This is a genomic window from Streptomyces sp. NPDC086080 (genome assembly GCF_044540255.1).
Classification (GTDB): Bacteria; Actinomycetota; Actinomycetes; order Streptomycetales; family Streptomycetaceae; genus Streptomyces.
On record NZ_JBITRU010000001.1, the window covers coordinates 119,002 to 137,696 of the forward strand.

20 protein-coding genes, 1 tRNA gene and 1 pseudogene are annotated in these 18,695 nt (G+C 69.6%); 12 read left to right on the forward strand and 10 right to left on the reverse strand.

Annotated elements, in window-relative coordinates; all coding sequences use genetic code 11:
* Positions 1 to 31: 31 nt before the first annotated feature.
* Entirely contained in the window at positions 32 to 406 is a 375-nt protein-coding gene (locus tag ACIF9R_RS00575; protein WP_399972284.1) for a YchJ family protein, read from the reverse strand.
* A 646-nt stretch (positions 407 to 1,052) separates the two neighbouring features.
* Between ACIF9R_RS00575 and ACIF9R_RS00580 the strand changes: the two genes are divergently transcribed.
* A complete protein-coding gene (locus ACIF9R_RS00580) occupies positions 1,053 to 1,712 on the forward strand; it encodes a hypothetical protein (protein WP_399972287.1) in 660 nt (219 codons plus the stop codon).
* Positions 1,713 to 1,730: 18 nt separating this feature from the next.
* Here the strand turns inward: ACIF9R_RS00580 and ACIF9R_RS00585 are convergent, their stop codons facing one another.
* Positions 1,731 to 2,207, reverse strand: coding sequence for an ATP-binding protein (locus tag ACIF9R_RS00585; protein ID WP_399972290.1), 477 nt, complete (start codon positions 2,205 to 2,207; stop codon positions 1,731 to 1,733).
* A 247-nt stretch (positions 2,208 to 2,454) separates the two neighbouring features.
* Between ACIF9R_RS00585 and ACIF9R_RS00590 the strand changes: the two genes are divergently transcribed.
* From ACIF9R_RS00590 to ACIF9R_RS00600, 3 genes and pseudogenes are all read left to right on the forward strand, one after another.
* Positions 2,455 to 3,267, forward strand: a complete 813-nt coding sequence (locus ACIF9R_RS00590; protein ID WP_399973008.1) for a helix-turn-helix domain-containing protein — start codon at positions 2,455 to 2,457, stop codon at positions 3,265 to 3,267.
* Entirely contained in the window at positions 3,264 to 3,482 is a 219-nt protein-coding gene (locus ACIF9R_RS00595; protein ID WP_399972293.1) for a DUF397 domain-containing protein, read from the forward strand. Before ACIF9R_RS00590 ends, ACIF9R_RS00595 begins: the two co-directional genes overlap by 4 nt.
* Before the next feature lie 173 nt (positions 3,483 to 3,655).
* Positions 3,656 to 3,748 (forward strand): annotated as a pseudogene (locus ACIF9R_RS00600) (IS5/IS1182 family transposase); the annotation flags it as partial.
* Positions 3,749 to 3,795: 47 nt separating this feature from the next.
* On the opposite strand, the gene ACIF9R_RS00605 reads toward ACIF9R_RS00600, so the two are convergent.
* On the reverse strand, positions 3,796 to 4,251 hold the full coding sequence (locus tag ACIF9R_RS00605; protein WP_399972296.1) for a hypothetical protein: 456 nt from the start codon (positions 4,249 to 4,251) through the stop codon (positions 3,796 to 3,798).
* Positions 4,252 to 4,505: 254 nt separating this feature from the next.
* Between ACIF9R_RS00605 and ACIF9R_RS00610 the strand changes: the two genes are divergently transcribed.
* Both ACIF9R_RS00610 and ACIF9R_RS00615 read left to right on the forward strand, forming a co-directional pair.
* On the forward strand, positions 4,506 to 5,843 hold the full coding sequence (locus ACIF9R_RS00610) for an AAA family ATPase (protein WP_399972299.1): 1,338 nt from the start codon (positions 4,506 to 4,508) through the stop codon (positions 5,841 to 5,843).
* A gap of 118 nt (positions 5,844 to 5,961) precedes the next feature.
* Positions 5,962 to 6,660 (forward strand): HNH endonuclease, encoded by a 699-nt coding sequence (locus ACIF9R_RS00615; RefSeq protein ID WP_399972302.1) that lies wholly within the window; start codon positions 5,962 to 5,964, stop codon positions 6,658 to 6,660.
* 459 nt (positions 6,661 to 7,119) lie between these two features.
* Here the strand turns inward: ACIF9R_RS00615 and ACIF9R_RS00620 are convergent, their stop codons facing one another.
* Entirely contained in the window at positions 7,120 to 7,335 is a 216-nt protein-coding gene (locus tag ACIF9R_RS00620) for a hypothetical protein (protein WP_399972305.1), read from the reverse strand.
* Between the two features lie 116 nt (positions 7,336 to 7,451).
* Between ACIF9R_RS00620 and pnuC the strand changes: the two genes are divergently transcribed.
* Positions 7,452 to 8,117 (forward strand): nicotinamide riboside transporter PnuC, encoded by a 666-nt coding sequence (gene pnuC / locus ACIF9R_RS00625; protein ID WP_399972308.1) that lies wholly within the window; start codon positions 7,452 to 7,454, stop codon positions 8,115 to 8,117.
* On the forward strand, positions 8,114 to 9,232 hold the full coding sequence (locus ACIF9R_RS00630; RefSeq protein ID WP_399972311.1) for an AAA family ATPase: 1,119 nt from the start codon (positions 8,114 to 8,116) through the stop codon (positions 9,230 to 9,232). Before pnuC ends, ACIF9R_RS00630 begins: the two co-directional genes overlap by 4 nt.
* A gap of 302 nt (positions 9,233 to 9,534) precedes the next feature.
* Here ACIF9R_RS00630 and ACIF9R_RS00635 read toward each other — a convergent pair whose 3' ends face one another.
* From ACIF9R_RS00635 to ACIF9R_RS00645, 3 genes are all read right to left on the reverse strand, one after another.
* Positions 9,535 to 10,665, reverse strand: coding sequence for a hypothetical protein (locus tag ACIF9R_RS00635; RefSeq protein WP_399972314.1), 1,131 nt, complete (start codon positions 10,663 to 10,665; stop codon positions 9,535 to 9,537).
* Positions 10,666 to 11,067: 402 nt separating this feature from the next.
* Positions 11,068 to 11,313: a recombinase zinc beta ribbon domain-containing protein gene (locus tag ACIF9R_RS00640; RefSeq protein ID WP_399973011.1), complete on the reverse strand. Its 246-nt coding sequence runs from the start codon at positions 11,311 to 11,313 to the stop codon at positions 11,068 to 11,070.
* 206 nt (positions 11,314 to 11,519) lie between these two features.
* Positions 11,520 to 11,607 (reverse strand) — tRNA-Leu (locus tag ACIF9R_RS00645).
* Between the two features lie 216 nt (positions 11,608 to 11,823).
* Between ACIF9R_RS00645 and ACIF9R_RS00650 the strand changes: the two genes are divergently transcribed.
* The 3 genes from ACIF9R_RS00650 to ACIF9R_RS00660 all read left to right on the forward strand — a co-directional run bounded on the left by ACIF9R_RS00650 (position 11,824) and on the right by ACIF9R_RS00660 (position 14,465).
* Complete coding sequence (locus ACIF9R_RS00650) at positions 11,824 to 13,149, forward strand: M20/M25/M40 family metallo-hydrolase (RefSeq protein WP_399972317.1); 1,326 nt, start codon at positions 11,824 to 11,826, stop codon at positions 13,147 to 13,149.
* A gap of 152 nt (positions 13,150 to 13,301) precedes the next feature.
* Positions 13,302 to 13,535 carry a chaplin ChpH gene (gene chpH, locus ACIF9R_RS00655; RefSeq protein ID WP_398369068.1) on the forward strand — a complete coding sequence of 78 codons (234 nt, stop codon included), beginning with the start codon at positions 13,302 to 13,304 and terminating at the stop codon, positions 13,533 to 13,535.
* A 165-nt stretch (positions 13,536 to 13,700) separates the two neighbouring features.
* A complete protein-coding gene (locus tag ACIF9R_RS00660) occupies positions 13,701 to 14,465 on the forward strand; it encodes a chaplin (protein WP_399972320.1) in 765 nt (254 codons plus the stop codon).
* 74 nt (positions 14,466 to 14,539) lie between these two features.
* On the opposite strand, the gene ACIF9R_RS00665 is transcribed toward ACIF9R_RS00660, so the two are convergent.
* The gene (locus tag ACIF9R_RS00665) at positions 14,540 to 14,728 is read right to left on the reverse strand and encodes a DUF5703 family protein (RefSeq protein WP_030225438.1); all 189 of its coding nucleotides are present in this window, start codon (positions 14,726 to 14,728) and stop codon (positions 14,540 to 14,542) included.
* Between the two features lie 47 nt (positions 14,729 to 14,775).
* Between ACIF9R_RS00665 and ACIF9R_RS00670 the strand changes: the two genes are divergently transcribed.
* The gene (locus ACIF9R_RS00670) at positions 14,776 to 15,432 is read left to right on the forward strand and encodes a hypothetical protein (RefSeq protein ID WP_399972323.1); all 657 of its coding nucleotides are present in this window, start codon (positions 14,776 to 14,778) and stop codon (positions 15,430 to 15,432) included.
* 69 nt (positions 15,433 to 15,501) lie between these two features.
* Here the strand turns inward: ACIF9R_RS00670 and ACIF9R_RS00675 are convergent, their stop codons facing one another.
* A complete protein-coding gene (locus ACIF9R_RS00675; RefSeq protein WP_399972325.1) occupies positions 15,502 to 17,532 on the reverse strand; it encodes a helix-hairpin-helix domain-containing protein in 2,031 nt (676 codons plus the stop codon).
* Positions 17,529 to 18,515 (reverse strand): aldo/keto reductase, encoded by a 987-nt coding sequence (locus ACIF9R_RS00680; RefSeq protein ID WP_399972328.1) that lies wholly within the window; start codon positions 18,513 to 18,515, stop codon positions 17,529 to 17,531. The genes ACIF9R_RS00675 and ACIF9R_RS00680 overlap by 4 nt, the downstream gene beginning before the upstream one ends.
* Between the last annotated feature and the right edge of the window lie 180 nt (positions 18,516 to 18,695).

Below are 18,695 nucleotides of genomic sequence, written 5' to 3' on the forward strand. Positions count from 1 at the left end.
TTCCGCCCTGCGCCGGCCGGTGGGTGACCTCTCAGCCCAGAAACTCCCCGTCGACGTACACCCACGCCCCGCCGACCCGCTCGAACCGGCTGCGCTCGTGCAGCGAGCCACCCCGCCAGGACGCCCGGAAGGTCACCGTCCCGGAGGAATGGAAGGCGGACCCGCCGCTCGTCTCCAGGATCTCCAGACCGGTCCACCGCATCCCGGAATCGAAGTCGATCCGCTCCGGCCGCGTCCCCGGATGCCAGGTCCGCAGCAGATACGCCTCGTCCCGCCGCACGAACGCGCAGTACCGCGACCGCATCAGCTTCTCGGCGGTGGGTGCGGCGGCGGCCCCCGTGTGGAAGCGCCCGCAGCAGGCCTCGTACGCCTCGGGGAGCCCGCAGGGGCAGGAACGTGTGTTCATGGCGGCTATTTTGCCCGGTCGGTTCCGAGTCTTGACAGTGGTCCGCGAGGTGGTGCGGGCCGAGCTCTTGGGATGCCCTGTCCTCGTCGGTCCGTCGGATGGTGACCGGCAGGTGCGTCCGCACGAACCGTCCTCTGCCTCACGCGGAGCTGACGTGGAACTGGCTGGTGCGGCTGGGACGTTGATGGCGTGGACGGGGCAGAGTGGGCCGTGATCCTGTACAAGCGGCTGGCGGACTGACGATCACAGTGTCGCCGGATCGTTGATACGAGAGGGTGGGAAATGGTCGATTTGCATGGCCGCGGGGCAGACCTCGCGACAGAAGACTGCGGACATCTTGAGGAGGAAGGCCGGCCGGTCGGCCGACGCGACCTGCACCGTGGTGCGCTGTTCACCGTGGAGGCGGCGGAGAAAGCGTGGTCGTGTCCCTCGTCGTGGTGTAGCCGATCACGGTCTGTCAGCTCCGCTTCAAAGCCGTCCGGCGCATGCCGCTGCGGGCCGCCTGGCGATCGCCGCTGGTCCCGGCTCGGTGAGCCCCAGCAGCGCCTCCGGCGGGGGCAATTCGGCCCGTGACCTAGGGATTCCGCCACCTTGATCGGCTACACCACGAGAAGGGACGCCATCGAAAGCGTGGGAGCTGGGCGCGTTGGACCCCCTTCTGGGGTCTGCCGTCCGTCGGCAGTTGACCGCTTCCTGCGATCTGAGCGATGCCACGGAAACGGAGACACAGGTCGCCGAGAGTGTTGCGGCGATGTCTCGCGTTGCTGTGGACTACAGCGAGCTACGGCAGTTCTTGCTGCGGGACAGCAGCCAGACCGAGGTTGAGCCTCTGTGGCGCGCTCTTCGGAACGGGACGGTCGCCGTCCGCCTACGCCGACGCCTTCGGCATCACGAGGCGCTTGTCCTGACCCAAGACAGCCGTGCTTCGGCGGCGCAGGCGCAGCAGTGGACCTTCAGTGTGCTGGACCGTCCTCTCGATCCGGACAGCCGGGCAACCGACTTCGCGGTCACCCTCCACCGGAGACGCGGTGATGCCGACGAGAGCCTGTATCGGGCTGATGGTCCGCGGGAACTGAAGGAGTCCGAGGATCTGGTGCAGCAGATGCTCTACAGGCTCTCGTCCTTGGGACTGAGCCTTGACCCGAACGTGGGGCGGGAGTGTCCGGGCGTGGGACAGCGGGGAAGGACCATCTTTCTGGAGCCAAGTGACGAATGGCATGTGCAGTGTCATGTCTGCGGGGTGAAGTGGGCAGGGGGGAGTGACATTCTTTCGGAGCACGAAGACCGACGGTACGGCTTCTGGTAGACCGGGCGGGCCCGAGGCTCAAGGGCGTACTGCCCTGCTGGTTTCCGGAATGAGCTCCGCCCAGACAGTCTTGCCGGGCGCGGCAGGTCGCGGGTCGGTGCCCCAGCGGGTGGCCAGCCGGGCCACCAGGAGCAGTCCCCGGCCCGACTCCGCGTCGCCGGGCGCCTCATGGACGGAGGAGGGCGGCACTTGTTCGGTGCGGGTGTCCGTCACCTCGACGCGGAGTGTCTCCGGCGTCGCGGTGAGCCGGAGGTGGAAGTCCCGGCCGGGGACGTGGCCGTGCCGCATGGCGTTGGAAGTGAGTTCGGCCGCGATCAGGGTCAGGGTCTCGTTGGCGGGGGAGTCGTACGGGTGCCCCCACTGGTCGAGCCGGTGCGAGACGAGACGCCGGGCGAGGCGGGCGCCGCGCGGGGTGGAGGTGAACTGCATGGCGAACTCGTGCGGGGAGGCCGGGACTTCCGGTGCCTGGGCGGTGGTGGTGTCCGAGGTTTTCATGGCGGCGAGCCTGCCGAAGACAATGCGGCGCTGACCAGCGGAAACGCCTGTACTGGCTGGGGCTGTACAGGTGGCTGCCAAGTATGTACACACAGAGGCGAGTTCTCGTACGAGGGAACGTGTGGGCGTTCGGGGGACCAGCCTTTCATCACTGCGCGTAGCGTGAGTCAGTGCGCTGCGTACACGGTTCCGTCCTGTACGGCCGCGCGCCAGAACCGTGGGTGATGAGGTGCCGGAGGCGGCGGGCATGGTGGAACAGGACGACGGGGCGAGCTTCCTGCGGTGCTTCGGGCGGCAGATGAGGCTCCTGCGGGAGCGGGCAGGGCTGACGCGGAGGGAGCTGGGGTCCCGGCTCGGTTACGGGGAGGACCAGATCACGTCGGTCGAACTCGGCCGGCGCATCCCCAAACCCGAGCTGATCGACAAGGCGGACGAGGTACTGGATGCCGGGGGCGTCCTGCGGGCGATGAAGGAAGAGGTCGCGCGGGCGCGGTATCCGGCGTTCTTCCGGGATGCGGCGCGGCTGGAGGCCGAAGCAGTTGAGTTACACGTGTACGCGAACCAGGCGGTCCCCGGTCTGTTGCAGACGGAGGACTACGCGCGTGCGGTATTCACGATGATGCGGCCGCCCATGGACGAGGAAGTCATCGATCAGCGCGTGGCAGCTCGCCTGGCTCGCCAGAGCCTCTTCACCAAACGCCCGGCACCGCTGATGAGTTTCGTCATCGACGAGTCGGTACTGCGGAGGCCGATCGGTGGACGAGGCATCCTGCGAGGCCAGTTGGAGCAAGTTCTTCTCATCGGGCAGAAGCCCACAGTCGAGGTGCAGATCATGCCTCTGGAACGAGAGGAGAACGCAGGACTGGCCGGTCCCTTCACCTTGACCGAGACCAAGGGAGAGCGCAGGATCGCGTACGTTGAGGTGCAGAACGTGAGCCATGTGCACACGGAGCGACACCTTGTCCGGGGGCTTGAGGTGAAGTACGGGATCCTCCGAGCGCAGGCGCTCACACCCCGGGAGTCCCTTGCCTATGTCGAGAAGTTGCTGGGAGAGCCGTGAAGGTCGACAAGTTCGGGTCCGCTGTGCCTCGACTGAAGTGGATCAAGAGCAGCCACAGCAGCGAAGAAGGCGGTGAGTGCGTAGAGGTGGCCACTTCGCGGCAGGCCGTCCACGTCCGTGACTCGAAGATCGTTACTGGTCCTGCGCTCGCCGTGACTCCTGCCGCATGGACGGCCTTCACCGGCTTCGCCGTGCGCCGTAGCGCCGATGCCTGACCCGGTCCACACGAAAGTCTCCCGCAGCCGCCCGTGACCACTGTGTCCGTGGGTAAGGGCGAGTCTCCGGATGTGCAGGAACGGTGAATCGAACCGCTGATGACCTGCAGCGCGAGCGCTCCCTGCTGTTCGTTGCTGCCACCCGGACACGCGAACAGCTCGCGATCACCTGGGCCGCCGTGATCGTCACACTCCGCATGCTCATCCGCCGCGCTGTCCCGCGGTATCGCTGGGACGGGCGCCCCACCACCCGAAGGCTCAAGTAGTGTCTACCAGCGGATGGTCCAAGAGCGTACGGCGGGGGGGCAACGTGTCAGTCCCTCCCTGCAGGATCAGGGTCCGGATAGACCTCGTACGGCTGGTCGGTCAGATCCCCATCGACCCACACCTGCATCCCGAAGCCAATCGGGGTGTCGGGGTACAGAAGGGGCAAGTTGCTTTGAGTATCGGCAAAATCTTCTTGAGCGGCGAGAAGTTGCAGTTCCTCGCCATGGCGTAGGACCAAACCAGTCAGGGAAGCCGGGACTAGCTGATCGAAGCGGGCCCAGTCGAGCAACACCTGCCTCGAGCCTGCATCGTCATGAATCGAGATGAGGGAATGTAGATCGATATGCCCGACACGGCGTCCGTTTTCGATCAACCAGAGATCAGCCGTCTGGTCGAGATGTGCGTCGACCACATCCTGATCGTCATTCTCAACGAAGATGCTCCGCAGCAGGAAGCGGATGTGCTCACGGTCTCCGTAGACGAAGAACACGCTCCAAGCCATCTGCGCATCATTTGCGGTCTCGAGGACGTAACAGCTTCGGCTTTCAAGGTCGCCTGATGCTGGAATGACCCCACCTTGTTCTCGTTGGTCAGCCTTACCCACAGGCATTGTGCCAGGCCTGCAACTGCCGCCCGCCCTGGGCAGTAGCGTTGCGAACTCGCCGGCAGAAGGTCAAGCAGGCTTGAGGGCAGAACAGGCACGGGCTCTCCGGTGATCACTGAGTGTAGAGAATTCCATGATCACTTCGACCACGCGTGCTCCACAACAGGGGCACCATCCCAACCGCGCGTACCTGCCTACTGCCGGGCCCTCTAAGGAACATCAGGTCGTTCCACGGTGCGCGCACAGTCGACCTGGACCTGACCCGACCCGACGGCTCCTATGCCGGCTGGACGGTACTGGCCGGCCGGAACGGCTCGGGCAAGACGACGCTGCTGCGCGCACTCGCCCTGGCGGTCAGCGGACCGGCCGTCGCCCGGAGCCTCGTCCCAGGGTTCGACACCTGGGTCGCAAGGGACGAAAGGGTGGCGAAGGCGGAGGTGTGCCTGGTCCATGACGCCGAGGACGACGACTTCACGACGGGAAGGCGCCCGGCCCTGCCCATCTGGGCTGGGCTGCGGTGGACCGTGTCGAACGAGGGGTCGCTGTCCGGCAAGCCGGGGTCCAGCAGGAGTGGCCAGCCGTCGCTGATGCCCATCGGCTACCAGAAGGAGCGGCCTGTCGCCCTGCGCGGCCCGTGGTCCGACAACCCCGTGGGGTGGTTCTGCGCGGGGTACGGGCCCTTCTGTAGACTGGCCGGCGGCTCCAGCGACATCCAGCGGCTGATGTCCACCTCGGGCCCGGTTGCCCGGCTGACCAGCCTCTTTCACGAGGACGCCTCCCTGGCGGAGGGCGTGAGCTGGCTCATCGAGCAGCATCTGCGCGCCTTCGAGGACCGCGAGGGTGCCCGGGACCTCAAGGCTGCCGCACTGGCCATCCTCGGTGACGATCTGCTCCCCGACGACTACCGCGTCGACAGCGTCGACTCCGAGGGCCTGTGGGTCATAAACCGGAACCATAAGTTCCCGTTGCGCGAGATGAGCGACGGCTACCGTACGGTGGCCGCCCTGGTGGTGGACATCCTCAAGCAGATCCACGACGCCTACGGCGAACTCGTTCTCGACACGACGGACGGTGTCCCGAACGTGCCGAGTTCGGGGGTCGTCATCATCGACGAGATCGATGCCCACCTGCACGTCTCCTGGCAGAAGCGGATCGGTGGCTGGCTGAAGGCGCACTTCCCGAACGTCCAGTTCATCGTCACCACGCACAGCCCGTACATCTGCCAGGCGGCCGACCCCGGCGGCCTGATCCGACTCCCGGGCCCGGACGAGGACAGCCCGGTGGAAATCGTGCCCGAGCACCTCTACGACCGCATCGTCTTCGGCAGCGGGGACGACGCCGTACTTTCCGACCTGTTCGGGCTCGACACCCCGTACTCGGAGAAGGCCGAGCAGAAGCGGGAGGAGCTCATCGCCCTGGAACTGGACGTGGTGCGTGGCCGTGCCAGTGAGGGGGAGAAGGCGCACTACCGGGCTCTAAGCGCAAGCTGACCAGTTCCCCCGCGACCCGTGTCGACGAGATCACGGCCCGGCGCCATTCGGGCCGCGCACGAGGCGATTCGTGATCCGGATCACGCGAGGGGCCCTCCCGCAGCAGACCCTGACGGCAATGTCCGGTCACACGGACGACATCAGGCAGGCCCTCGTCCCACGGCAGCGGGCCAAGCAGTTATGGAAGCACACGACTGTACGGAGACATGTACACCCGGCCCTGCGCACAGCCCTGGCGGAGATGGCGCCCGGCCTGGAACGCTGCATGTACTGCGGAGACAACCAGGGCACGGACATCGATCACTTCGAGCCCGTCCGTGAGAATCCGTTACGGACCTTCGACTGGAGCAACCACCTCCTGGCGTGCTCCCTGTGCAACAGCCACCTGAAGCGTGATGTCTTCCCGATGGCCGCTGACGGCTCACCTCTCCTCATCGATCCGAGCAGTGAGGACCCGGCGGCGCACCTGCATCTCTCGCTCGCCACCGGTGTGTACATGGACCTCACGAACAGGGGCAAAGAGACGATCAAGGTTTTCGGTCTCAACCGGGGCGTCCTCGTCCGAGGACGTCTCAACGCCTACCGGATCACCCCTTTGCTCCTGAGGGAATGGCGAATCGCCGTGGATAGAGGTGACCAGGAGGATGCCGCGGACTGCGCGGCCACCATCTGGGAACAGCCGACTGCCGACGTCGTCCACGCCATGTTCCACCAGGCGATCGCCCCCGGTGCCGACGACATCTTCGTGGACCAGTTCGAAGCCCTCGCCCTGCTGCGTGACGCGCAGGTGCGCGCTGCCCTTCTGCCTGGAATCTGAATCGGTCCACGTTCGCCGGCGCGTGGGCCGCCGACTGGGCGGAAGAAGGGCCGTGTTCGGGGAGGAGGGGCGAGGACGCGGGCGAGGCCGTCCACCTTGGCGGGGTCCATGGACTGCACTGGGTCGTCGATGACGAGGAACCGGAAGGGGTTCTCCGGCAGGAAGGTGCGCGGGAGGAAGAGGGACAGGGCGAGGGCATGCAGTTCTCCCTGACTCATCACGCCGAGGGCAGGGGCGTCGATGTCGTCGACGGTGATATCGAAGGCGACCTTGCGCTGGGTTGCGGAGCCGCTCAGGCGGACCGGGCCGAGGGGGACGTTGCTCTGGCACAGGTTGGACCAGATGTGCTGGGCGCCCTCGGCGATGGGCCGCATCCGGTTGCCGGTTGGCGCGGATCTCGTCGTGGGTGGCCTTGAGCCATTTCTGGGCGGCCTTGACGCGGGCCAGGTGCGGGGCCGCCTACTCGGCTGCGTGGGCCTTGTCCAGCCGGGCGGCGAGCGCTCGCGCGGCGTCGCGCCAGGTGTCGTCCTGGTCGGCGAGGCGTCCGGCGGCCTCCTGGCGGGTGACCTGTGCGGCGAGTCCTGCGGGTCGGTGGCAGGCGGTAGGTGAGTGGGCCGTGCTGAAGGGTCGGCCGGCAAGTGAACGGCTGGCTGCTGTCCGGGCCTCGTTCGGCACTTCGCCAGGCGGCCGAAGAAGTTCCAGGTGCTGAGTGGATCTGTCGGAATGGGCTTGGCACGCGAAGGCCCCGCGGTTTATCGTCATGTTGACGTTTTCTGGGTGAAGGGGTCTGTATGGCCGTCAGTCACATCCTGGGCGATATAGTTGCGCCCCTGAACACCGTACTGTTCGACTTCGGTCATGATGCGGTGACCTGGGCGGAGTTGCTCGGCTTCGCCACAGGTGCGGTGTGTGTCTGGCTGACCGTCAGGGCTAGGATCGCCAACTTTCCCGTCGGTATCGCCAACAACTTGTTCTTCCTGGTTCTGTTCTGGAACGCCCAACTGTATGCCGACGCCACGCTGCAGGTTGTGTACCTGATGCTGGCCGCCGTCGGCTGGTGGAGCTGGCTGCACGGCGGTGAGCGCCGCTCCGCCCGCAAGATGGGCCATGCATCCGCACGCACCATCGTCGTTCTGCTGCTGCTCGCCGTGCCCGCGACCTGGGGTCTGACTGTGGTGTTGACCCGCGCCCAGGACAGCGCACCGTTCTGGGACGCCCTCACCACCGTGCTGTCGCTGGCCGCCCAGTGGCTTCTCAACACCAAGTCCTACGAGACCTGGTACTTCTGGATCGCAGCGGACCTGGTCTACATCCCGCTGTACTTCGTCAAGGCGCTCTACCTGACCGGCATCGTCTACGTGCTCTTCCTGACGATGTGCCTGCTCGGACTGCGCAGCTGGCGCCGGGAGCTGGTCGCCGACCGGTCGACCGCCGCAGCGGCCCTGGTGCGTTCATGACGGCCGTCTTCGACCACGGGCTGGTCATCGGCAAGTTCTACCCTCCTCACGCAGGTCACCATTTTCTGGTGCGCACCGCAGCGGACAGCTGCCGTCGCGTCACGGTCGTGGTGATGGCAGCCGACGTTGAGTCGATACCGTTGGCCGAACGGGTCGGCTGGCTGCGCGAGGCATACGCGGACCGCCTCCAGGTGGCCATCGCCGGCGTCGTCGACAACCTCCCGGTGGACTACGGCAGCGACAGCGTGTGGGCAGGGCAAGTCGCCCTGATGCGTGAGGCGGTGGCCGCCGGAGCGCATGCGGACGTCCCGGTGGACGCGGTGTTCACCTCAGAGCCGTATGGGGCCGAACTGGCGCGCCGGTTCAGCGCGGCGGACGTCCGCCTGGACGCTGCCCGAGAAACTTTCGCGGTCTCCGCCACCGCGGTCCGCAGCGACCCGGTGGCCCGCTGGGAAACGCTGGAGCCGCCGGTGCGGGCCTGGTTCGCCCGGCGGGTGGTGGTGCTGGGCGCCGAGTCCACCGGTACCACCACGCTGTCCCGCGACCTGGCGGAGGCACTTCGTACCCGTGGCGGTCCGCATTCGCTCACCCAGTGGGTTCCCGAGTACGGGCGCGAGTTGACCGTTGCCAAGCTCGCGGTGGCCCGCGCGCTGGCCGCCCGCAGCGGCCTTCGGGAGCCCACGGTTTTCGACCTGGAGTGGAGCGACGCCGACTTCGAGGCCGTCGCCGCCCGCCAATCGGCCGCGGAGGAACGCGCGGCCCGAACCGGCGGGCCTGTGCTGGTGTGCGACACCGACGCGCTGGCCACCACCGTCTGGCAGGAGCGTTACGTCGGCCGCACCACCAAGGCGGTGCACGTGCTCGCCGACGCCATGCCGCCCAAGGCGCTGTATCTGCTCACCGACCATGAGGATGTGCCGTTCCACGATGACGGCCTGCGCGACGGAGAGGAGTTGCGGCTCTGGATGACCGAGCGGTTCCGCAAGGTGCTGTCCGGTCGCAGCGTGCCCTGGCAGAAGGTGCGCGGCGACCGCTCGACCAGGCTACGACTCGCCTTGGAGGCAGTCGACCAGTTGCTTGAAGAGGGCTGGCGGCTGGCCGCCCCGCCCGGTTGAGGGCGACGGCACGGCGGTCCTGCGTGCACCGTCGGTGAGCCGCTGCGTGATGGTGAAGAGCGGTACGTACACCCGTCGCTCTGCCGGCGTGGCAGGCTCGCCGTCACGTCGAGGCCGTCCCCGTACCGCCCGGTGGTACCCGCTCCCAGGGGGTCGGCCACACTTCCGGAGCCACCGGACGCCGTCTCCTCCAGCCGGCCGTGTCCGTCCAGGCCCCTTGCCAACTCGGACCAGACCCCCTCCATGCTCGTGGCAGCCGCTGGGAGTGCGCCGCGTCCCGGGCGACTCACCGTGGGTTTGGGTCACCGGAGGCCGCAGTGGTCGAGGCGTTCCATGAGAGCGGGGCGGCGCCGGTAGTTGTCGCGCAGGTGGGTCAGGCGTGTGCGGAAGTCGGCCTCCTGGCCCGTGTGCGTGTAGGCGTCGCGGAGTTCGGTGAGGAGGGTGACGGCGGTGTCGTAGGCGCTGGTCTTCTTGGTGCCGATGTGCTCGTGCACCTGCTTCCAGTGGGATTCCGCCTCACGTGCGAGGGCGGTCAGATGCTGGTCCCGGGCTTCGGTGCGTCGGCGTTCGGTGTGCTGCCGGCGCTCGGCGCGGCGGGCGTGGGCGGCGTCGAGGAGTTGGGCGGCTGACCGGAGTCCTGGAGCGGTGGAGGGGGAGGCCGGGCCGCGGAGGTGGTGCAGCAGCTCGGTTCGCAGATGCGGCTCGGGGCCGAGTGCGAGTCTGAGGAGGAAGGCGTCCTTCTCCCGCTTGGGAAGTGCTGTGATCAGCGGGGCGAGTTCCCGCTTCGTCGGTTTCGCGGGTTTCGAGGGGACAGCCGGACTGACCTGGGCCGCGGCGGCGAGGAGATCGGGGTCGACGCGCAGGTAGTCCGCGAGCGCCTGCTGAGGTGCGCTGAGTTCGGCGAGGCCGGCGGGGACGGGTGGTTCGGGGCAGTTCCGGTACTCCTCTTCGTCGTCGTCCTCCAGTTCCCAGGCGGTGAGCGCGGAGAGCCAGGCCAGGTAAAGGGGGCGCAGGTCGCCGACGACGAGTTCGTCGCGTACGCCGATGAGAGCGGCGAGCGCGTCGTCGGCTCCTTCCACCCAGTCGCCGCCCTCGTCCTCGCTGGTCAGGTCGAGCAGCAGATGGGTGCGAGTGGTCCAGGCCTCGACGTGATGATCCAGGCAGTAGCGCTGAGCAGTGTCGAGAGGCATGGCCCTTTTGGGGAGACGGAGCATCAGGCGGTGGGTGCCCCAGTTGGTGACGTACAGATGCGCGTCGAAGTACAGCTCGGTCATACGGCGTGGACTGCCGCTCAGGTCACCCCAGTTGTAGGTGTTGGTGAAGCTGGTGGCGGTGATCCTCGCCCGGCTGGAGACGGCCCGCAGCTGCTCGCGTTCCTCCCGGGTCAGTGGGCGGTCGAGGGCCTGGAATGCGTAGTACTGGTACTCGCTCACGCTGCATGACCCTAGCGCCGCGAGGGAGTGGCGGATTGCGGTGCCGAAGCGATCAAGCTGGTGAAGTCCGCCGCCGGATGGCCGACTACGAGCGGCCCGCCATCACGGGCCCTTCTCGGCAGGACCCGGGCGGCGGTCTGCCCGCTTGCGCACAGTCGGCAGCATCCTCCGGGACCTGCCTCGCCCGCGTTCCCCCGGACGTCTCGGCGAGTGAGGCGGGGGTTGGGCTGACGGAGCGCAGGCCCGGATGTCCGGGACATTTGGGCGGCTCCGCTTTGGGGTCGGCTCCGGCGTCGAGGGTGCGCTGGTAGTGGGCGAGGCGTTTGTCGCCGTCGGTGATCTGCCGGCGGGCCAGGTGCGTTTTCGGGAGTGACGGCGTCTGCCGCGGCGGCCAGTCCTGGGCTACCTGGGTGAGGGCGTGGAGGGTGGCTGTGATGCGCCAGGGTTCGAAGGCGCGGGCGATCCAGGGGTCGAGTGCGGTGGTGTGGGGGTCTTCGCGCAGGTAGACGGTGCGGGGGGGTGGTCGAGCCCGGGGTGGTGGAGGGCGTCGTCGACCTTGTACTCGCAGCGGTAGTAGACGGTGTCGCGGATGGTGGCGTGCTGCATCTTGCGCCCGCACACACCGCAGCGGATCAGGCCGCGCAGCAGGTAGGGCCGCCCTCCACTTTGGCCTGAGCGCTCTTGACGGGCGGGAGCGCGTCGGGCGCATCGGCGTCGCGCAACGTATCCGGGACGCCGACCCCGCCGACAAAGGCCCGCTCTACGAAGCCCTCGGCATCACCATCCGTTACGAAAACGTCACGAGGGCCGCGACCGTACGGTCGAGGCCCTCGTATGCGTATCGCCAAGCGATGTGGTGTCCGAGGGGGGACTTGAACCCCCACGCCCGATAAAGGGCACTAGCACCTCAAGCTAGCGCGTCTGCCATTCCGCCACCCGGACAAGGTGTCTGTCGCGCGGGTTTCCCCCCGCGGCGACGACGTAAACATTACCAGGTGTTCAGGGGTGGCCGATCACCCCACGCCCGGCCGCACCGTCGCGTGAACGGCGTGTGACGGGCCGGGCCGGGTCTTGGGGCGTGGCCCGCGGGGGAGGGAGGATGAGGAGGAGGACCCACCGGCGGGAAACCGCAGGGACACCAGCAGCGGGAGGCAGCACGTGAGCGAGACGGACACGGCCAGGAGCGTCACCGGTGAGGACGAGGTCGTGGACCTCTGCCGCGAGCTGATCCGGATCGACACCAGCAACTACGGCGACCACTCGGGCCCCGGAGAGCGCAAGGCGGCCGAGTACGTCGCCGAGAAGCTCGCCGAGGTGGGACTCGAGCCGAAGATCTTCGAGTCGCACCCGGGGCGCGCCTCCACGGTTGCCCGGATCCAGGGCGAGGACCCGTCCCGGCCCGCGCTGCTGATCCACGGCCACACCGACGTCGTACCGGCCGACGCGGACGACTGGACCCACCACCCCTTCTCCGGCGAGATCGCCGACGGATGCGTGTGGGGACGCGGGGCCGTCGACATGAAAGACATGGACGCCATGACCCTCGCGGTCGTCCGCGACCGGCTGCGCAGCGGACGCAGGCCGCCGCGCGACATCGTCCTCGCCTTCCTCGCGGACGAGGAGGCGGGTGGCACATACGGCGCCAAGCACCTGGTGCGCGAGCATCCCGAGCTGTTCGAGGGCGTCACCGAGGCGATCGGCGAGGTCGGCGGTTTCTCCTTCACCGTCAACGAGAAGCTGCGCCTCTACCTCGTCGAGACCGCCGAGAAGGGCATGCACTGGATGCGGCTCACCGTCGACGGCACGGCCGGGCACGGCTCGATGACCAACGACGACAACGCGATCACCGAACTGTGCGAGGCCGTGGCCCGCCTCGGCCGGCACACGTGGCCGGTCAGGGTCACCAAGACCGTGCGGGCCTTCCTGGACGAGCTCTCCGACGCGCTCGGCACCGAGCTCGACCCGGAGAACATGGAGGAAACCCTCGCCAAGCTCGGCGGCATCGCCCGCATGATCGGCACCACGCTGCGCAACTCGGCGGCGCCCACCCAGCTCGGCGCCGGCTACAAGGTCAACGTCATCCCCGGCCGGGCCACCGCGCATGTCGACGGGCGCTTCCTGCCCGGCTACGAGGAGGAGTTCCTCGCCGACCTCGACCGGATCCTCGGCCCACGCGTGCAGCGCGAGGACGTGCACTCCGACAAGGCGCTGGAGACCGACTTCGACGGCCGCCTCGTCGACGCCATGCAGACCGCGCTGAGCGCCGAGGACCCGATCGCGCGGGCGGTGCCGTACATGCTCTCCGGTGGTACCGACGCCAAGTCCTTCGACGACCTCGGCATCCGCTGCTTCGGCTTCGCGCCGCTGAGGCTTCCCCCGGAGCTCGACTTCGCGGGCATGTTCCACGGGGTCGACGAGCGGGTGCCGGTGGACGGCCTGAAGTTCGGTGTGCGGGTGCTCGACCGTTTCCTGGACGCGTCGTGAGCCGGTAACCCGATGAACCCAATAATCGGGCAGGCGTGCAGAGTTGACCGGGAAGAGTGAATGCGACGATAAGCTCGTAGCCTCATTACTTCCTCCTCGTTACCCGTGATGTGATCCGCGACTTTGGATCGCCTTGCCAACTAGGAGGAACAATGCTCAAGAAGGTCGTCGCCGTCGCCGCTGCCACGGGTGGTCTGGTTCTCGCGGGCGCGGGCATGGCCGCCGCCGACTCGGGCGCCCAGGGTGCCGCCGTGCACTCCCCGGGTGTCCTTTCCGGCAACGTCGTGCAGGCCCCGATCCACATCCCCGTGAACGTCTGCGGCAACACGATCTCCGTGATCGGTCTGCTGAACCCCGCCTTCGGCAACACCTGCGTCAACGCGTGACGTTGCGCCTCGCCCTCTAGGGCATGCCCGCTGAGGGCTCGAGCCGTCGGCCCCGGAGCGCGCGCCATGCGCCCCGGGGCCGACCGGTCTTCGGAAACGTCGGAAGACCGGGAATCCGAGCGTGACGCCATTTCCCGGTACCAGGTCGAAGGCAGGGAATTCAGAATGCGACAGGTCACCCGCAAGGGCCTGATGACGATGGCGGCCGCCACGGGAATGCTCGCCGCGGGCGGGGCGGCCGCCCACGCCGACTCCGGCGCGACCGGCGCGGCCACCGGATCGCCCGGCGTGCTCTCGGGCAACACGGTGCAGGCACCGGTGCACGTTCCGGTCAATGTCTGCGGCAACACGGTCGACGTCATCGGCGTCCTCAACCCGTCCGTGGGCAACTCCTGCGCCAACGAGGGCGGCGCCTCCGCCTCGGACGGCCACGGCGGCTCCGCCCACCACGGCGGTTCGGGCGCCGACGCGCGTACGGGCGACTCGCCCGGCGTGGGCTCCGGCAACCAGATCCAGGCCCCGGTGCACATCCCGGTGAACGTCTGCGGTAACAGCGTCGACGTCCTGGGCGCCGGCAACGCGGCCGAGGGCAACGGCTGTGCGAACGGTGGCTCCGGCCACCAGACGCCGGACGTGCCCGGTGACCCCGGTGATCCGGGTGACCCAGGCGACCCGGGTGACCCCGGTGATCCGGGTGACCCCGGGCAGCCGGACCACCCCGGCGACGAGCCGGACGGCCCCGGCGACCGGACCCCGCCGGGTTCCCCGGACGGCAACCGGCCCGACGCCCACCCCGTGACCCCGCCCCGGGCCGACGCACAGCTGGCCAGGACCGGCAGCGAGATGCCCATGGGGCTGGTCCTCCCGGTCGGTGCGGGAGCCCTGCTCGCCGGCGCGGTCCTCTACCGCAAGGCCCGTGGCGCCGCGTGACATCGGACACACGGAGCGGGCCCCGCGACCGCGGGGCCCGCTCCGTTGTGTGATTCCGGCCGGGAGAGGCGAGCTCACCAGGTGGCGCGCACCTGGCGGATGATCCGCCGCCGCAGCCGCACCCTGCGGCTGCCGTCACGCATCAGCGTCAGGCGGTACAACTCCCAGTGACCGTACTCTGCGTGGTCCGTCAGCAGACGTGCCGTTTCCTTGCGGGAGACCCCGCGCGGCACGTACACGTCGGCAAATTCGTATTCCGGCATCGCATCTATTGTGCGGTCCGGGCCCTGGTACGGATAGCGTCTGCACTATGTCTGATGCTGCGCAGCCCACCGCTGCCGAGGTACGCGCCGCCGCCGAGGCGGTGAAGACCGCGCTCGACCGCCACCTGGCCGCGGTCGAAAGCCGGTCCGGGGAGGACGACCCGGCCGTCTACGAGGCGTTCAACCAACTGGCCGCGGCCGCGGAGGCGTACGACGAGCTGCTCTACGACCGCTACGACGAGGTCACACCCTTCGAGATCCCCAGCGCCGAGGACGCGCCCCCGTACACCGGCCCCGAGGAGCCGAGCGCGCTCAGTGTGCTGATCCGCCGTGACTACGCCGTCGCCGAACCGCAGCGGCTGCTCGCGCACGCCCAGCGGATCGAGGCGGCGGACGACGAGGGTTCGGGGGCCTCCGGCACCGTCCACGGCGCTCTCGGCCTGCTGTTCGGCGAGTTCGAACCGGACGAGATCGCCTCCCGGCACAAGGAGTTCGGCCTGGAGGAGGGCGATTCCACGCTCTGGGTGACGGTATCGGACGAACCGGCGGAACCCGGCGAATGGCTGGAGGCCCCGTTCGACGAGGCGGATGCGCAACGGGTGGTCTGCCGCTTCGACGTCAGCGCCGTCTTCGACGACGGACCGGAGGACGATCCGGTCCCGGATCTCGACGAGGACCTGGAACCACTCGACGCGGACCGCTGACCGAGGTCACTCACCGTGACGGGGGCGGCACCTCAGGTGCCGCCCCCGTCACGGTCCGAGGCCGCGGCCTCAGCCGCCCGCGCCCGCCGGGACCTGCGGCGCCAGCAGCACCGGCAACCGCGTCGTCCGCGGTTTCGCCGTCACCTCGGCCACGGCGCGCGGCAGCGCCTGCTCCACCCCGTGGACCACCGACAGATGCCGTTCGGCCCGGCCGAACGCCGTGTACACCCAGGGCCGGCTCAGCGCCTGCGCGGCGTCGCCGGGCAGCACCACGACCACCGCGGGCCACCGGCAGCCCACCGCCTGGTGCGCGGTCAGCGCCCATCCGTGCCGTACGGACGACTCCACCCGCTCCCTCGGGACGACGATCTCCTCGCCGACGCACTCCAGGTGCAGCCCCGCGTCGTCGGCCGTCACCACGCGGCCCGGCAGCGTACGCCCCGTGGCGGGGGAGTAGGCGATCCGGTCGCCCGGGTCGAAGCCCCCGAAACGCCCCGGCCCCGGATTCAGCCGCTCCTTCAGCGCCGCGTTCAGCGCACGCGTCCCCACCGCGCCGCCGTGCCCCGGGGTGATCACCTGCGTCTCCTCGGCCGGCACCCCGATGGCGCGCGGCACCGAGTCCACCACCAGCTGCACGGTCCGGTGCACGGCCTCTCCCGCGTCCCGGACCGGCACGATCACGACCTCCTTGCCGGGCGCCGCCACCTGGTGCAGCTCACCGACGCCGATCCCGGAGACCAGCTCGCCCAGCGGCCCGGGATCCGGCCGCCGGGAGGCGATCTGCGGGCAGACCCGCGCCGCCAGCAGATCCGCGAACACCCGCCCGGGCCCCACCGACCACAGCACCCCGGGGTCACCGGCCAGCACCAGCCGGGCCCCGTCCGGCAGCGACTCCGTCACCAGCGCGGCGGTCTCGACGTCCAGCTGCGGTGCGTCGAGCACCACCAGCAGATCGACGTCCAGCGCACCGTCGGCGTCCCGGCCGGGCCCCTCGGCACCGGACAGCAGCCCGGCGACCGTGGCGACGCCGGGTCCGTCGAGCAGCGCCGCGAACCGCGCACGGCCGACCGGACCGTGCGTGGCGGCCCAGACCCGCAGGCCCAGGCCGTGTGCCGCGTTCAGCAGCGCCGCCGGTTCGGCCGACGAGGCCGCTCCGCCGGTGTGCAGCACCAGAGCGTGCCCGGCGACCGCGCGGATCAGCTCACCGGCGGAACCCTCCGCGGTGGCGGCCGCGCGCTCCCACTCCTCCCGCTCGGTCACGGAGCTGACCAGCCGGGCCAGACCGTCGGCGAGGCTCTCCTCGGCCATCGCGTACCGCTCAAGACCCACGAGCACCCGGACCGGCTGCTCCTCGTCCTCCCCGGCTTCGCCGACGGCGTCCTGGAAGACGAGAACGTCCCCCTCCGCGATGGCGTCCTGCACGGCTCCCTCGGGCTCCGGCACTCCCTGCCGCCCCAGCGCGTCGGCCAGCGCGGCCGGCTCGAGCACGGTGTGCCCGGCCAACGCCGCCTGCTCCAGCAGCCACACCGCGACCGCTCGGCCCCGCCGCCCGTCACCGGGCCCCGCCTCGTCACCGAGCAGCGCCCGCGCGAACCCGTCGGCCTGCCCGGGCCGTACCCCGGCGATCCGCAGCAACTGCCAGGGATCGGACCGCAGCAGGTCGGCGCCCCCTTCCCCGAACTCGGCGGCGGCCCGCACGGCAAGCCAGTCCGGGACACCCCCCTGGGCCAGCACTGCCCGCACCTCCTCCACGGCCCCGGCGGCGGGAGCCACCACGGCCGGTGCCGGGCGCACCGGCTCGGGAGCCGGCCGCCGGGGCGTGGGCCGGGCCTCCTCGAACACCGTGGCGGCCGGCTTCTCCCCGCTCTCCACGGCCCGCACGGCGGCCAGCAGATCGGCGGCCGTACCGCTCAGCTTGGCGCCGGCCTCGATCGGGCCCTGCCGCTCCGCCTTCCGCTGCTCGATCCGCTCCCGCTCCAGGCGCTGCGCGGCCAGCTCGGCCTCGGCCTCGGCCTCGGAGACCGGCGTGCCCTCGGCGGGTGCGGTGTCCCCTCCGGCGGGCTCGCCGTCCTCCGGCGTCTCGGGCGGCTCCGTGCTCACAGCGTGCTCCAGTCGTGATCGGGGTAGCGGTGCACGGGCGCCGACACATCGTCCAGCGCCCGGCAGATCTCGTCAGGAAGACTAAGGGCCTCCACTGACAACGCCGCCGTGAGCTGCTGTGCGTTGCGCGCGCCGACGATGGGGGCGGTCACACCGGGCCGGTCCCGGACCCAGGCGAGGGCCACCTGCAGCGCGGTCACCGCGAGTCCGTCCGCCGCCGTGGTCACGGCGTCCACGATCCTGCTCGCCGTGTTGTCGAGGTACGGGGCGACGAACGGCGCGAGATGGTCCGAGGCGCCCCGGGAGTCCTGAGGGGTGGCGTCGCCCCGGTACTTGCCGCTCAGCACGCCCCTCCCGAGCGGTGAGGACGGCAGCAGCCCGATCCCGAGATCCAGCGCGGCGGGCAGTACCTCACGCTCCACGCCGCGCTGGAGCAACGAGTACTCCATCTGCGTACAGGCGAGCCGGGTCCGGGCCGCCGGGGCGGCCAGCTGCCAGGTCGCCGCCTTGGCGAGCTGCCAGCCGCAGAAGTTGGACACGCCGGCATAGCGCGCCCGGCCGCTGCCGACGGCGATGTCGAGCGCCTGGAGCGTCTCCTCCAGCGGGGTGGTGGGGTCGTAGGCGTGGACGTGCCACACGTCGACGTAGTCGGTGCCGAGCCGGGCGAGCGAGGCGTCCAGGGCCGCGAGCAGATGGCCCCGTGAGCCGTCGAACCGGCGGTCTGGGTCGGGCACGCTGCCGGCCTTCGTCGAGATCACGAGGTCACGGCGTGGCACGAGCCCTTCCATGAGCCTGCCGAGCAGGTACTCGGCCTCTCCGTCGCCGTACACGTCGGCGGTGTCGACGAGCGTCCCGCCCGCTTCCCAGAACGTCTTCAGGAGATCCGCCGCGTCGTGCTCGTCGGTGTCCCGACCCCAGGTCAGCGTCCCCAGCCCGATCCGGGACACACGCAGGCCGGTACGGCCGAGATGCCTCTGCTCCATGAACGCCGAGATTACTGGCCGGAGGCGGGGGCGTGGGGGCCTGTGGACAACCGATTTCCACGCCCCACGCGGCCTGGTCGGCAACCTGGGCACCGTGCGGGGTGCGGTGCCTCGGCGTCGGCGGGCCCGGGGTGGGGTGCGCGACCCGGCGCTTGTCGGCGCCCCCGCCCGGGCCGGACC